The organism is Streptomyces sp. PU-14G (genome assembly GCF_041028275.1).
GTDB lineage: Bacteria > Actinomycetota > Actinomycetes > Streptomycetales > Streptomycetaceae > Streptomyces.
Map to the genome: position 1 here is coordinate 1 of NZ_JASKYT010000204.1, position 12,613 is coordinate 12,613.

The 12,613-nt window shown below is 70.3% G+C and carries 13 protein-coding genes; 10 read left to right on the forward strand and 3 right to left on the reverse strand.

Translation table 11 applies throughout. The features are described from left to right. The first annotated feature begins 203 nt into the window (after window positions 1-203). The 4 genes from AB8Z75_RS22095 (at window position 204) to AB8Z75_RS22110 (ending at window position 2,225) form a co-directional block, all read left to right on the forward strand. A complete protein-coding gene (locus AB8Z75_RS22095; RefSeq protein ID WP_369204638.1) occupies window positions 204-629 on the forward strand; it encodes a Mov34/MPN/PAD-1 family protein in 426 nt (141 codons plus the stop codon). Between the two features lie 90 nt (window positions 630-719). Further along, complete coding sequence (locus AB8Z75_RS22100; protein ID WP_341483251.1) at window positions 720-830, forward strand: putative leader peptide; 111 nt, start codon at window positions 720-722, stop codon at window positions 828-830. A gap of 142 nt (window positions 831-972) precedes the next feature. Next, on the forward strand, window positions 973-1,275 hold the full coding sequence (locus tag AB8Z75_RS22105; RefSeq protein WP_369204640.1) for a MoaD/ThiS family protein: 303 nt from the start codon (window positions 973-975) through the stop codon (window positions 1,273-1,275). Next, window positions 1,275-2,225: a PLP-dependent cysteine synthase family protein gene (locus tag AB8Z75_RS22110; protein ID WP_369204642.1), complete on the forward strand. Its 951-nt coding sequence runs from the start codon at window positions 1,275-1,277 to the stop codon at window positions 2,223-2,225. The genes AB8Z75_RS22105 and AB8Z75_RS22110 overlap by 1 nt, the downstream gene beginning before the upstream one ends. 59 nt (window positions 2,226-2,284) lie before the next feature. Here AB8Z75_RS22110 and AB8Z75_RS22115 read toward each other — a convergent pair whose 3' ends face one another. Then, the gene (locus AB8Z75_RS22115; protein ID WP_369204644.1) at window positions 2,285-2,698 is read right to left on the reverse strand and encodes a type II toxin-antitoxin system PemK/MazF family toxin; all 414 of its coding nucleotides are present in this window, start codon (window positions 2,696-2,698) and stop codon (window positions 2,285-2,287) included. A gap of 285 nt (window positions 2,699-2,983) precedes the next feature. On the opposite strand from AB8Z75_RS22115, the gene AB8Z75_RS22120 reads away from it, so the two are divergent. Further along, window positions 2,984-3,745, forward strand: a complete 762-nt coding sequence (locus AB8Z75_RS22120; protein ID WP_369204646.1) for an MBL fold metallo-hydrolase — start codon at window positions 2,984-2,986, stop codon at window positions 3,743-3,745. 149 nt (window positions 3,746-3,894) lie between these two features. Here the strand turns inward: AB8Z75_RS22120 and AB8Z75_RS22125 are convergent, their stop codons facing one another. Beyond that, on the reverse strand, window positions 3,895-5,139 hold the full coding sequence (locus AB8Z75_RS22125) for a PTS transporter subunit EIIC (RefSeq protein ID WP_369204648.1): 1,245 nt from the start codon (window positions 5,137-5,139) through the stop codon (window positions 3,895-3,897). 666 nt (window positions 5,140-5,805) lie between these two features. On the opposite strand from AB8Z75_RS22125, the gene AB8Z75_RS22130 reads away from it, so the two are divergent. Both AB8Z75_RS22130 and AB8Z75_RS22135 read left to right on the forward strand, forming a co-directional pair. Continuing rightward, a complete protein-coding gene (locus AB8Z75_RS22130; protein ID WP_369204650.1) occupies window positions 5,806-6,564 on the forward strand; it encodes an ABC transporter ATP-binding protein in 759 nt (252 codons plus the stop codon). A 32-nt stretch (window positions 6,565-6,596) separates the two neighbouring features. Further along, entirely contained in the window at window positions 6,597-9,167 is a 2,571-nt protein-coding gene (locus tag AB8Z75_RS22135; protein WP_369204652.1) for an ABC transporter permease, read from the forward strand. Window positions 9,168-9,362: 195 nt separating this feature from the next. Here the strand turns inward: AB8Z75_RS22135 and AB8Z75_RS22140 are convergent, their stop codons facing one another. Then, window positions 9,363-10,676 carry a PTS transporter subunit EIIC gene (locus AB8Z75_RS22140; RefSeq protein ID WP_369204654.1) on the reverse strand — a complete coding sequence of 438 codons (1,314 nt, stop codon included), beginning with the start codon at window positions 10,674-10,676 and terminating at the stop codon, window positions 9,363-9,365. Window positions 10,677-10,976: 300 nt separating this feature from the next. Here AB8Z75_RS22140 and AB8Z75_RS22145 point away from each other — a divergent pair, with 300 nt between their 5' ends. The 3 genes from AB8Z75_RS22145 (at window position 10,977) to AB8Z75_RS22155 (ending at window position 12,581) form a co-directional block, all read left to right on the forward strand. Further along, entirely contained in the window at window positions 10,977-11,210 is a 234-nt protein-coding gene (locus AB8Z75_RS22145) for a glucose PTS transporter subunit EIIB (protein WP_369204656.1), read from the forward strand. A 125-nt stretch (window positions 11,211-11,335) separates the two neighbouring features. After that, window positions 11,336-12,061, forward strand: coding sequence for a ribonuclease PH (gene rph, locus AB8Z75_RS22150; RefSeq protein ID WP_369204658.1), 726 nt, complete (start codon window positions 11,336-11,338; stop codon window positions 12,059-12,061). Between the two features lie 139 nt (window positions 12,062-12,200). Beyond that, the gene (locus tag AB8Z75_RS22155; RefSeq protein ID WP_369204660.1) at window positions 12,201-12,581 is read left to right on the forward strand and encodes a hypothetical protein; all 381 of its coding nucleotides are present in this window, start codon (window positions 12,201-12,203) and stop codon (window positions 12,579-12,581) included. The last annotated feature ends 32 nt before the right edge of the window (window positions 12,582-12,613 follow it).

Genomic DNA, 12,613 nt, shown 5'->3' on the forward strand with positions numbered 1-12,613 from the left:
CCCCGGAACCGCCCCTTCGCGCGCTGGCGACGGCCCCGCCCCCCGGAAGCGCCCCTTCGCGCACGGAGGAGGCGGCACCTCGCGCGCCCAGGGGCGCCCCCCGGGTCCGCCGCCGGGGGCGGACGGGGCGCGGGCCTCCTCGCCGTGGTCCGCGTTCGGGCTGGGCCGGACGCGTGTGCGGGGGCGTGCATATCCTTGCCCCCATGCTGACCATCACGCAGGAGCTGCACGACCGGATCGTCGCCCACGCCCGCCAGGACCACCCGGACGAGGCCTGCGGCGTGATCGCGGGTCCGGTCGGCGAGGGCCGTCCCGAGCGGTTCATCCCGATGCTGAACGCGGCCCGCTCGCCCACCTTCTACGAGTTCGACTCCGGCGATCTGCTCAAGCTCTACCGCGAGATGGACGACCGCGACGAGGAGCCGGCGGTGATCTACCACTCGCACACCGCCACCGAGGCCTACCCGTCCCGGACGGACATCTCCTACGCCAACGAGCCCGGCGCCCACTACGTCCTGGTCTCCACCGCCGAGTGCGGGAACGGCGAAGGCCCCTTCTCCTTCCGCTCGTTCCGCATCGTGGACGGTGAGGTGACCGAGGAGGAAGTCACGCTCGTCGAGAGCTACTGACCGGCGCTTCTCCGGCGACGGTGAGACGGATTCGTCCGCATGATGAAACCGAGATCCGATTCCCTGTCCGGGAATCGTTACGATGAGCCCATGGTTGTCCACGACGTGAGCGCTTTCGACAAGACCCCGGGCATGCTGCTCGTGGCGCGCCTGCACGTCGACCTGTGCCGCCTCGCCAGCGCGATCTGTCGGCCGGCCTGACCCGCGCCCCACGCGGCGCGGTGTCCCTCCGCGCTTCCCGCCCGCAGCACGGGCGTGCGCGCCCCCGCCTGCCCACAGCAGAAGCCAGCCGGCAGAAGCCAGCCGGCAGAAGCCACTCTTCCTCTCCGACAGGAGCACTCTCATGGCCATCGAGGTCCGCATTCCGACCATCCTCCGCACCTACACCGACGGCCAGAAGGCGGTCGAGGGCACGGGCGCCACCGTCGGCGAGCTGTTCGCCGACCTGGAGAGCAGGCACGCCGGGATCCAGGACCGCCTGGTGGACGGCGGTGAGCTGCGCCGCTTCGTGAACGTCTACCTCAACGACGAGGACGTGCGCTTCCTGGACGGCATCTCCACCCAGCTCAGCGACGGCGACAGCGTGACGATCCTGCCCGCCGTGGCCGGAGGGTCGCTCCCCACCCTCCCCATGGGCATGCGCTGATGCGCTACGACTCTCCCCTCGAGGCCGTCGGCAACACGCCTCTCGTGCGGCTCCCCCGGCTCTCGCCCTCCGAGGACGTACGGATCTGGGCGAAGCTGGAGGACCGCAACCCGACCGGCTCCGTGAAGGACCGTCCGGCCCTGCACATGGTCGAACAGGCCGAGAAGGAAGGGCGGTTGCAGCCGGGCTGCACCATTCTGGAGCCCACCTCGGGCAACACCGGCATCTCGCTGGCGATGGCGGCCAAGCTCAAGGGCTACCGGATCGTGTGCGTCATGCCGGAGAACACCAGCGAGGAGCGCCGCCAGCTGCTCGCCATGTGGGGCGCGGACATCATCTCCTCCCCGGCGGCGGGCGGCTCCAACACGGCGGTGCGGGTGGCCAAGGAGCTGGCGGCCGAGCACCCGGACTGGGTGATGCTCTACCAGTACGGCAACCCGGACAACGCGGGCGCCCACTACGCGACGACGGGCCCCGAGATCCTCGCCGACCTGCCGTCGGTCACCCATTTCGTCGCCGGTCTCGGCACCACGGGCACGCTGATGGGCGCGGGCCGTTACCTGCGGGAGCAGCGTCCCGGCATCCAGATCGTCGCCGCCGAGCCGCGCTACGACGATCTGGTGTACGGGCTGCGGAACCTGGACGAGGGCTTCGTGCCCGAGCTGTACGACGAGTCGGTGCTCACCACCCGCTTCTCGGTCGGTTCCGCGGACGCGGTCACCCGTACCAGGGAACTCCTCGCGCAGGAGGGCATCTTCGCCGGCGTCTCCACGGGGGCGGCGCTGCACGCCGCGATCGGGGTGGCCCGCAAGGCGCTGCGCGCGGGTGAGAGCGCGGATGTGGTCTTCCTCGTCGCGGACGGCGGCTGGAAGTATCTGTCGACGGGCCTCTACACCGCCACGACGGACGAGGAGGCGGTCGCCACGGTCCAGGGCCAGCTCTGGGCGTAGGACCCCTCGAAACGGGACCCCCCGGGGGCCGGGGTGCCCCTGTCCCCCCCCGGGCCAGGTCACTCGGCCAAGTGCCGGACCCGCTCCCAGGCGTCCGCGTCCACCTCGCCGTGCCGGCCGAGGAGCCGGGCGAGACCGACCTCGGCGACCGTGCCGGGCTCCAGGTAGGCGGGGCCCTCTGGGGCGTCGGCGGGCAGGACACGCAGCGGCGAGGGTTCGGGCGTCAGCCGCGCCAGCCGGGCGCCGTCCGTGCGGACGGTCAGGACGAGGAAGAGCGGCTCGGTGCCGTCCGGCAGGCTGGTGCGCCAGATCTCCCCGGGGCGGGGGAGGGGCGCCTGGCCCCGGCGGGCGGCACGGGCCTCGCGGGCGGCGCCTCGGCGCCGGGGACCGAGGCGTCCGCGCCCGTCCACCAGCGCCGCCACGAAGGCGAGCAGCATCACCACGCCGAGGGCCAGCCACCAGGTGGTGTCCACAGCGTGCCTCCCGTCGCCCTTCGCCCGTCGATCATCGCCTGTCGTCTGTCGCCTGTCGCCCCTCGCCGTGTGGCGGGTGCCGCTGTGTGGCGGTGCCGCCGCACCGCGCTCCGCGGCGTTTGTGCCGTCAGCCGCCGGGGAACGACGCTACCCCGGGCTGGTGATTCCGCCCACACCGACGCCTCACCGAGGACGCACCGGGACCCGCGCGGCTTACGCTCGGAAGTCCCCTCGTCCACGACACGGGGACTTCTCCCGCATGCCGTCAACGGAGGTTCCCTCTCCATGAAGCTCACCGTCGTCGGCTGTTCCGGGTCGTTTCCGTCCACGGAATCGGCCTGTTCGAGCTATCTCGTCGAGGACGACGGCTTCCGGCTGCTCCTGGACATGGGCAACGGCGCACTCGGTGAGCTCCAACGCCACTGCGGCCTCTACGACCTCGACGCCATCGCGCTCAGCCACCTCCACGCCGACCACTGCATCGACATGTGCGGCTACTTCGTCGCGCGCTACTACCGCCACGAGGGCGGCCGTTGCGGCCCGATCCCGGTGCACGGCCCGCCCGGCACCGAGCAGCGGCTCACCACCGCGTACGCCGACACTCCGTCCGACTCGTCGATGAGCGAGGTCTTCGCCTTCCAGGAGCTGACCGCTGGCGGGACGTTCGAGGCGGGGCCCTTCCGGGTCAGCAGTGAGCTGGTCGACCACCCGGTGGAGGCGTACGCCTTCCGGATCGAGCACGTGGCGAGCGGCAAGGTCCTCACCTACTCCGGTGACACGGGGCCGTGTCCGAACCTGGAGCGTGCCGCGCGAGGCGCCGACCTCTTCCTGTGCGAGGCCTCCTTCACGGACGGCAAGGAGCAGATCCCGGGTCTCCACCTCAACGGCAGGCAGGCCGGTCAGGTCGCCGCCCGGGCCGGCGTCTCGCAGCTGGTGCTCACGCACGTGCCGCCGTGGACGGACCCGCAGATCAACCTGCGGGACGCGAAGGCCGTCTTCGACGGGCCGGTGGAGATGGCCCGTCCTGGCGCTGTCTACGAGCTGTGAGGGGCGGCCGTCCCTCTGCCCCGCCCCCCCGGTGCTCCCGGTAGCCGGGACGGACCAATGCGACGGGCCGCACCGCTGCCTGCGGTACGGCCCGTCGGATGGCTACCCCGTCGGATGGCCACCCGTCTGGTGACTACCCCGTCGGGTGACTACTTCGTGAGGTCCTCGACCTCTTCGTCCGGCTCGCGGCCCGGCGTCTTGATGTCCAGCTTCACGATGAGGAAGCGGAAGAGGCCGTAGTAGACCACCGCGAAGCACAGGCCGATCGGGATGATCAGCCAGGGTTTGCTCGCCAGGCTCCAGTTGATGGCGTAGTCGATGAAGCCCGCCGAGAAGCTGAAGCCGTGGTGCACCCCGAACACCCACGTCACCGCCATCGACACGGCCGTCAGCAGGGCGTGGACCACGTACAGGACGGGCGCGATGAACATGAAGGTGAACTCGATCGGTTCGGTGATGCCGGTCACGAACGAGGTCAGGGCCAGCGAGACCATCATGCCCATCACGGCCTTGCGGCGGTGCGGCTTGGCGCAGTGGGCGATGGCGATGGCGGCGGCGGGCAGGCCGAACATCATGATCGGGAAGAAGCCGGACATGAACTGGCCCGCGCTCGGGTCGCCGGCGAAGAAGCGGGCGATGTCGCCGTGGACGACGTCCCCCGCGGCGTTCTTGTAGTCGCCGAGCTGGAACCAGGCCACGGTGTTGAGGAACTGGTGCATGCCGACGGGGATCAGCGCCCGGTTGATCAGGCCGAAGATGCCCGCTCCGGTGGCGCCCAGGCCCGTCATCCACTCGCCGAAGGAGGTGATGGCGTCGCCGATGGGCCCCCAGATGAGGGTGAAGACCACGCCGACGGCCAGCCCGATGAAGGCCATCAGGATCGGTACCAGGCGGCGGCCGTTGAAGAAGCCGAGCCAGTCGACCAGCTTGGTCTTGTGGAAGCGCTGCCAGACGATCGCCGACAGGAGACCCATCAGGACGCCGCCGAGGACGCCGGGATCGTTGTAGACGGGCGGGGTGTCCTCGCCTGCCTTGACGACCGCTTCGTGGACGGGGAAGGCCTCCAGTACGTTCTTGTAGACGAGGAAGCCGACGAGCGCGGCCAGCGCGGTGGAGCCGTCGGACTTCTTGGCGAAGCCGATGGCGACGCCGATGCAGAACAGCAGCGGCAGGTTGTCGAAGATGGCGCCGCCGGCGCCGGAGAACGCGGCGGCGACGTCGTGCCACTTCAGGCCCTCGTCGCCGAAGACGTCGGGCTGGCCGAGCCGGTTGAGTATGCCGGCCGCGGGCAGGACGGCGATGGGCAGCTGCAGGCTGCGGCCGACCTTCTGCAGTCCTTGGAACAGGCCGGAGCCCCGCTTCTTCTTCGCGGGCGCAGCGGTGTCCGTGCTCATGGGGGTGTGTCCTCCGGGTGGAGGCGGGCGCCGCACGGCTGAAGAAGGGGTGAGGGGCCCGCTGATGGTCTAGTCCACATAGTGGTGTAGACCATTAGTAGCACGGGTGTGCGCGTCACGGAACGGGTCGTTCCGGGCGAGGTGGGCCACACCTCGGCCGCGGCTCGCGGCGAGGCGGCCGTCGCTCCTGCCGGGGCGGCGTTGCCCCGTGCGGGGACGGCTGTCGCTCGTGCCGGGGCCCGCGAGCCCCGGCCAAGATCCAAACGAGCGTCCGTTGATGGTGCCCCCGGCGGCCGTGGGAGCGAACATCCACCACCGTTGCGTTGAGTCACGATCGTGGGCATCAGGTGACGGCCGGGGACCGGGCTCAGTCTTGTAACGGAGCGTTCATCGAACTCTTCCCACCGTGCCCAACGTTGCCGGCGCCTCTCGGCTGGGCCTCATGGTGCCGTATCGCCGGCAGAAGACACATCCCGGCCGATCTTCCCCTCGGTTTATCTCGGAGCAGAAGCGGGATGAGCTGTTTCGGAGCATGTATCGGCTCCGCGCGTCCTTAATTGCCAACGTTTTATTCGGTGCGCTTCGTCTCCCCCTCGGTAAGAATTCGTCTCCCCCTCGGTAAGAAAGGGTGGCAGGTGGCGGGACGCCCTCGGTAGGCTCCTCGGCATGGGCAGAACTGCACCGAGCACCACAACAATTGACTGGTCGATCCGCTTGGATTCAGTATCCAAGGTGTACGGCTCGGCAAAGAGCTCCGTGCAGGCTCTGGATGCCGTAAGCGTCGAACTGCAGCGTGGCACCTTCACCGCCGTGATGGGACCTTCTGGTTCCGGCAAGAGCACATTCCTCAACTGCGTGGCAGGCTTGGACCGGCCGACCTCCGGTTCGGTCTGGCTGGGCGACACCGAGCTGTCGAGCCTTGACGAGGTCCGGCTCACCGAAGTGCGTCGGGAGCGGATCGGCTTCATCTTCCAGGCCTACAACCTGCTGGGCCCGCTGACGGTGGAGGAGAATGTCTCACTGCCGTTGCGACTGGCGGACCGGAAGACCGACCGCGCGTTCCTTCGCGAAGTGCTCACCGCGGTCGGACTCGGCGAGCACCTCAAGCGGCGGCCGAGCGAGCTCTCCGGTGGTCAGCAGCAGCGAGTCGCGGTCGCCCGCGCGCTGATCACCCGGCCGGATGCGGTGGTCGCGGACGAGCCGACCGGAGCGCTGGACTCCCGTTCCAGCAAGCAGGTCCTGGAACTGCTGCGACACATCGTGGACAGCATGGGGCAGACGGTGCTGATGGTCACCCACGACCCTGTCGCCGCCTCGTACGCCGACTCGGTCGTGTTCCTGGCCGACGGCCAGCTCGCGGGCGAGTTGCACCGGCCCACCTCGGAGCAGGTCGCGTCGCGCATGACGCACCTGGGCGAGTGGTGATCCGCCGCATTCGACGACTGGTCCGTCTCGTGGTGCCGTACCGCAAGGACCTGTCGCTGGCGTGGAGCACGATCAAGGGGCGCAAGGGCGGGTTCGTCGGCTCCTTCGTTGCGATCGCCGCGGGCTCGGCGGTGATCACCGCCTGTGGGATTCTGCTGATGTCCGGGCTCACCACCGGTGTGACGCCTGAGCGCTACTCGGGCGCGGCGGTGGTCGTCGGCGGGGAACAGTCGTACTGGCTGGACGAGACCGCCGAGGTGCGGTACAGCGAGCGCGTCACGCTGCCCGCCGACAAGGTCGACGCCGTCGCCGCCGTGCCCGGAGTCAAGTCGGCCGACGGCGACGTCGACATCGACGTCAGCGCCCTGAGCTCGGACGGCGAAGAGGTGGGCGGCCCCGACGGCTTCCCGGTGTTCGGGCACGGCTGGTCCGGCGCCTCCCTTGGGCCGTTCTCGGTACGCGAGGGCAGCCCGCCCGCCGCGCCCGACGACGTCGTGCTCGACGCGGAACTCGCCGAGCACGCGGACCTGGCGGTCGGCTCGAAGATACGCATCGTCGTCGGCTCCCTGCCGTCGACCTACCGCGTGGCGGGCATCGCGAGTCCGCCGAAGGGCGGGCTGGACCGGCAGTCCGCCGTGTTCTTCACCGACGCCCGGGCGGCCGAGCTGTCCGGTCGTCCGGGCCGGGTGGACGTCATCGGCGTGCGCGCCGAACCCCACGTCACTCCGGATGAGCTCGCCAAGCGGATCACGGCCGCCGTACCGCACGTGGTGGCACGCACCGGCGCGGAACGCGGCGACGTGGAGTTCCTGGACGTGGGCGATGCCCGCAGCCTGGTGGTTGAGTCGTCGGCGTCGTTCGGCGGCACGATGGTGCTGATCGTGGTGTTCGTGGTGGTGAGCACCCTCGCGCTGTCGGTGCAGCAGCGCAGACGCGAACTGGCCCTGCTGCGCGCCATCGGCGCGACGCCCAAGCAGATCCACTGGATGGTCGGCGCCGAGATGACCCTGGTGTCGTTGTCGGGCGCCCTGGTCGGCGCGATCCCCGGCGTCGTGCTCGCCTTCGCGATGCGCGGCGTTTTCGTCCTCGCGGGCGCGATGCCCTCGGACTTCCAGATGCAGGTGGGGTGGGTGCCCTTCCTCGCCTCGCTGGTGCTGTGCATGGTCAGCGCCCGGCTCGGCGGCTGGTTGGTCGCGCGCCGGGTGGCCAAGACCAGCCCGGTCGAGGCACTCGGGGACGTCGCCATCGAGCCCAAGAAGCTCGGCTGGGTCCGGCTGACGATCGGTTTCCTGCTGATCCCGCTCGGCCTGCTGCTCACCTTGAGCAATGTCGCGGTCTCGGGTGACTCGGCAGCCGACACCGCGGCGGCCGCGGTCCTGCTGTTCGTCGTGGCGCTCGGGTGCATCGGACCTCTGCTGCTCAGAGGCGCCGTCCTGCTGTTCGGCTCGCTACTGAACCGGCCGTCCAAGGCCCACGGTTTCCTTGCCCATGCCAACACGCGCGCGCATGTGCGACGGCTCAGTACGGCCACTACGCCGCTGGCCATGGGCGTGACGTTGGCCGCCGTGCAGGTGTTCGGTACCTCCACGACAGTTGCGGCTTCGCACGACCAGCTTGAGCAAGGCCTGCGGGCCGGCCGGGTGCTGACCGCGTCGTCCGGCGCCGGTGTGTCCCCGCAGGTCGTGGACGCCGTACGGAGCGTGCCCGGGGCCGCCGTGGTGACACCGGTGGCGCGCACGCAGACGCTGCTGACATTCCCGTCCGAGGACGACACCGCGACCAAGGCCTTCGCCGCCCAGGGAGTGACGCCCGAACGGCTCTCCCAGACCATGGACCTCGAGGTGATCGAGGGTGACATCTCGAAGCTCAAGGACGGAACGGTGGCCCTGAGCCGGATCGTCGCGGAGACGGTCGGGGCGGACCGGGGCGAGACCATCGATCTACGGCTCGGCGACGGTACGGCGATCAAGCCCCGGGTGGTGGCGATCTACGAGAGGGGCTTGGGCTTCGGGGACGTCACCCTCCCCAACGACCTCGTCGTCGCCCACACCACGTCACAGGTCAACACCGCGGTGCTGGTCAGGTCCGAGGACGGAACCGACTCCGAGACATTCGACGGCGCGCTGCGCAAGGCAGTCGAGCCCTGCCCCACGGTCGGCGTCGGCGACCGGGAGGCCTTCCAGAACGCGCCCGGTTCCGGCGACTCGGGAGACTGGGCGCTCGACCTCCTGTTCCAGACCCTGCTCCTCGGATACATCGCCATCGCCGTGGTGAACACCCTGGTGATGGCGACGGCGGCGCGGGTGCGCGAGTTCGCCATGCTGCGCCTCATCGGCGCCGGCCGGGAACAGGTCCGCGCGATGATGAACGGCGAGGCCAGGCTCGTGGCCGTCTCGGCGCTGCTGTTCGGTCTGCTGGCGACGATTCCGCCGCTCGTCGGCGTCAGCATCTCGCTGACGAAGTCGCCCGTTCCCAGCATCTCTCCCCTCGGCCTCATCGCGATCGTGGCGCTCACCGTCGCGCTTTCGTGGGGTTCCATCGCGATGGCCACCAAGTACGCCATGCGGCCTGCTCCGGTGGACGCGATCGGCGGGCGCGAGTGATCCGCCCGACGTGCCGCTGACACCGCGGCAGCAAGTGATGACGCCGCTGGACGCCCGGCGGCGCCATCCGAGCTGCGACTGGTGCCCGGCGACGGGCTGCGCCGCAGGCTCCTCGGCCGGAACAGCACCGGGTACCGGTTCCGGGCGCACCGCCGCCTGACGGACATCTTCGCCGAGCGGGCGGGGAGCACTGGTCTAAGCCCTCGTGTTGTCCTGCTCGATCTCGTCCGCGACCTCCTCCGGCTCCCGGCCCGGGGTCTTCAGGTCGAACTTGACGATCATGAAGCGGAAGAGGACGTAGTAGACCACCGCGAAGCACAGCCCGATCGGGATGATCAGCCAGGGCCGGGTCGCCAGACTCCAGTTGATGACGTAGTCGATCAGGCCGGCCGAGAAGCTGAACCCGTCGTGCACCCCCAGAGCCCAGGTCAGCGCCATCGAGACACCGGTGAGCAGGACGTGGATGACGTACAGCGCCGGGGCGACGAACAGGAACGAGAACTCGATCGGCTCGGTCACCCCCGTCACGAACGACGTCAGCGCCGTCGAGAGCATCAGGCCACCCACCACCTTGCGGCGCTCGGGGCGGGCGGCGTGGGTGATGGCCAGCGCGGCGGCGGGCAGCGCGAACATCATGATCGGGAAGAAGCCGGAGGTGAACTGGCCCGCGCTCGGGTCTCCCGCCAGGAAGCGGTTGATGTCACCGTGCACGACCTCGCCGTCCGGCTTCTTGAAGCTGCCGAACTGGAACCACATGAAGGTGTTCAGGAACTGGTGCATGCCGATGGGGATGAGGGCGCGGTTGGCGACGCCGAAGATGCCCGCGCCCCAGGCGCCGAGATCCGTCATCCACTTGGAGAAGGTGGTGAGCCCGTCGCCGATCGGCGGCCACACCCACTGGCAGAGCACCGCGAAGACCAGCGCGACGAACGCCATGATGATCGGCACCAGGCGGCGGCCGTTGAAGAAGCCGAGCCAGTCCACCAGCTTCACCCGGTGGAAGCGCTGCCAGAACCAGGCCGCCAGCAGCCCGACGACGATACCGCCGAACACCCCCGGGTTCTGGTAGGTGGCGGCCCCGGAGGCCGACCCGTCCTTGCCGACGCACGTCCCCATCTCCGTGTCGAACCCCGACCCCGGCGGGCAGGTGGGGAACTGCTGGAGGATGTTGTAGTAGACGAGGAAGCCCGCGACGGCGGCCAGCGCCGTCGAGCCGTCGGCCTTGCGTGCCATGCCGATGGCCACGCCGACGCAGAAGAGCAGCGGCAGCCCGAGCGCCGAGTCCAGCAGGGCGCTTCCCGCCCCTTCGAACACCTTGGCGACGTCGGTCCAGCCCAGGCCCTCGTCGCCGAAGATGTCCGGCTGGCCCAGCCGGTTGAGGATGCCCGCGGCCGGGAGCACCGCGATGGGCAGCTGGAGGCTGCGGCCCATCTTCTGCAGGCCCTGGAAGAAGACGGACACCCACTTCCTGTGCGGGCTTCCCGGCTCGGCTGCGGCGTTGGCGCTCACGAGCCTCCTCCTGACTGGTCGGCCCCTCGACCTGGTCGGCCCCTCGTCCGCCCGCCGGACGGCTGGCGCATACTGGTGTAGACCTCTAGCGCTCGTGGCGACCCGGCCGTGGTGACGGCAGGACACCTCGCGGCGCCGGTAATCGCCATCATTCGCCAGAAAACGGATGGATGCCCGCGTAGGTGGGCTGATCGTGGACTAACGTGACAACCACGCCAATCCACGCCGTCTCGCGCCTCGCACCTCGCGTCCATCCGGGCCGGAAAAGGCCGGAAAGCAGCCGGAACACAGGAGTAGGACATGGCCACCAAGGCTGAGAAGATCATCGCCGGACTCGGCGGGCTCGACAACATCGAAGAGGTCGAGGGCTGCATCACCCGCCTCCGCACCGAGGTCGGCGACCCCTCCCTCGTCGACGAGGCCGCGCTGAAGGCCGCAGGCGCGCACGGCGTCGTCAAGATGGGCTCCGCGATCCAGGTCGTCATCGGCACCGACGCCGACCCCGTCGCCGAGGAGATCAACGACCAGCTGTGAGCTCCGCCCCCGCCCGGGGGCGGGCGGGGGCCCGAGGAGCCGGCCCCGCCCTGGCCGGGCGGGGCCGGACGGGCCGCGGTTCCCGCGTTCGGCCCACACCCCCTGCCGGGGATACGCTCGCACGCATGTCACGTATCGACGGCCGTACGGCCGAGGAGCTGCGCCCCGTCACGATCGAGCGCGGTTGGAGCAAGCACGCCGAGGGCTCGGTCCTCGTCTCGTTCGGCGACACCCGGGTGCTGTGCACCGCCAGCCTGACCGAAGGGGTGCCCCGCTGGCGCAAGGGCAGCGGAGAGGGCTGGGTCACCGCCGAGTACGCCATGCTGCCGCGCTCCACCAACACCCGCGGCGACCGCGAGTCGGTGCGCGGCAAGATCGGGGGCCGCACCCACGAGATCTCCCGCCTCATCGGGCGCTCCCTGCGCGCCGTCGTGGACTACAAGGCGCTCGGTGAGAACACCATCGTGCTCGACTGCGACGTCCTCCAGGCCGACGGCGGCACCCGGACGGCGGCGATCACCGGCGCCTACGTGGCGCTGGCCGACGCGGTCACCTGGGCACAGGAGCGCAAGCTGATCAAGCCCAAGGCGCAGCCGCTGGCCGGGGGCGTCAGCGCCGTCAGCGTCGGCATCGTCGACGGCGCCCCGCTGCTCGACCTGCGCTACGAGGAGGACGTGCGCGCGGAGACCGACATGAACGTCGTCTGCACCTCCGACGGCCGCTTCGTCGAGGTGCAGGGCACGGCCGAGGGCGCGCCGTTCGCCCGCGAGGAGCTGAACGGGCTGCTCGACCTCGCCGTCGCGGGCTGCGCCCAGCTGGACGGGGCCCAGCGCACCGCGCTCGGCCGCTGACAGCTTCCGCGGGGCGTCGGCCGCGTGAGAACTTCCCCGGGGCGGGGGAACTTTGCCGCCGCTTTACGCGTCTGACTGGGTGCGGGCCGCACGTGTCGAACCGTGCGGCCCGACCAGTCTTGGGGGAGGGACGTAGCAGGTGCTCCGTTGGAACGTCGTGGCCGCGGCAGCGGTCCTCGCACTCGCCGTGCCGGTCACCGCCGGCTGCTCCGCTGTGGACCGCGCGCTGGACTGCGCGAGCACCGCGTCCACCATCGCCCAGTCCGTCGACGACCTCCAGCAGGCGGTCTCCGACGCCGGCGAGGACCCCACCCAGGCTCGGAAGTCCCTCGACGCGATAGACAAGAACCTCACCAAGATCGAGGACGAGACGGACGACGGCGACGTCGGCAAGGCCGTCTCCCAGCTGCGCGGCGCCGTCGACAGCGTCCGCTCGGACGTCGAGGCGGGCCGGGCCCCCGAGGCGAAGCCCGTCACCGACGCGGCCGACGAACTGACCAAGGTCTGCACCCCGGGCTGAGCCACCGCCCGGCCCGAATCGGTGCCCGCCCC

Coding starts and splice junctions, on each gene's coding strand:
- AB8Z75_RS22105 (WP_369204640.1), top strand. CDS start 973: ATGGCCATCGAGGTCCGCATTCCGACCATCCTCCGCACCTACACCGAC.
- AB8Z75_RS22100 (WP_341483251.1), top strand. CDS start 720: ATGGTTGTCCACGACGTGAGCGCTTTCGACAAGACCCCGGGCATGCTG.
- AB8Z75_RS22130 (WP_369204650.1), top strand. CDS start 5,806: ATGGGCAGAACTGCACCGAGCACCACAACAATTGACTGGTCGATCCGC.
- AB8Z75_RS22110 (WP_369204642.1), top strand. CDS start 1,275: ATGCGCTACGACTCTCCCCTCGAGGCCGTCGGCAACACGCCTCTCGTG.
- rph (WP_369204658.1), top strand. CDS start 11,336: ATGTCACGTATCGACGGCCGTACGGCCGAGGAGCTGCGCCCCGTCACG.
- AB8Z75_RS22095 (WP_369204638.1), top strand. CDS start 204: ATGCTGACCATCACGCAGGAGCTGCACGACCGGATCGTCGCCCACGCC.
- AB8Z75_RS22120 (WP_369204646.1), top strand. CDS start 2,984: ATGAAGCTCACCGTCGTCGGCTGTTCCGGGTCGTTTCCGTCCACGGAA.
- AB8Z75_RS22125 (WP_369204648.1), bottom strand. CDS start 5,139: ATGAGCACGGACACCGCTGCGCCCGCGAAGAAGAAGCGGGGCTCCGGC.
- AB8Z75_RS22145 (WP_369204656.1), top strand. CDS start 10,977: ATGGCCACCAAGGCTGAGAAGATCATCGCCGGACTCGGCGGGCTCGAC.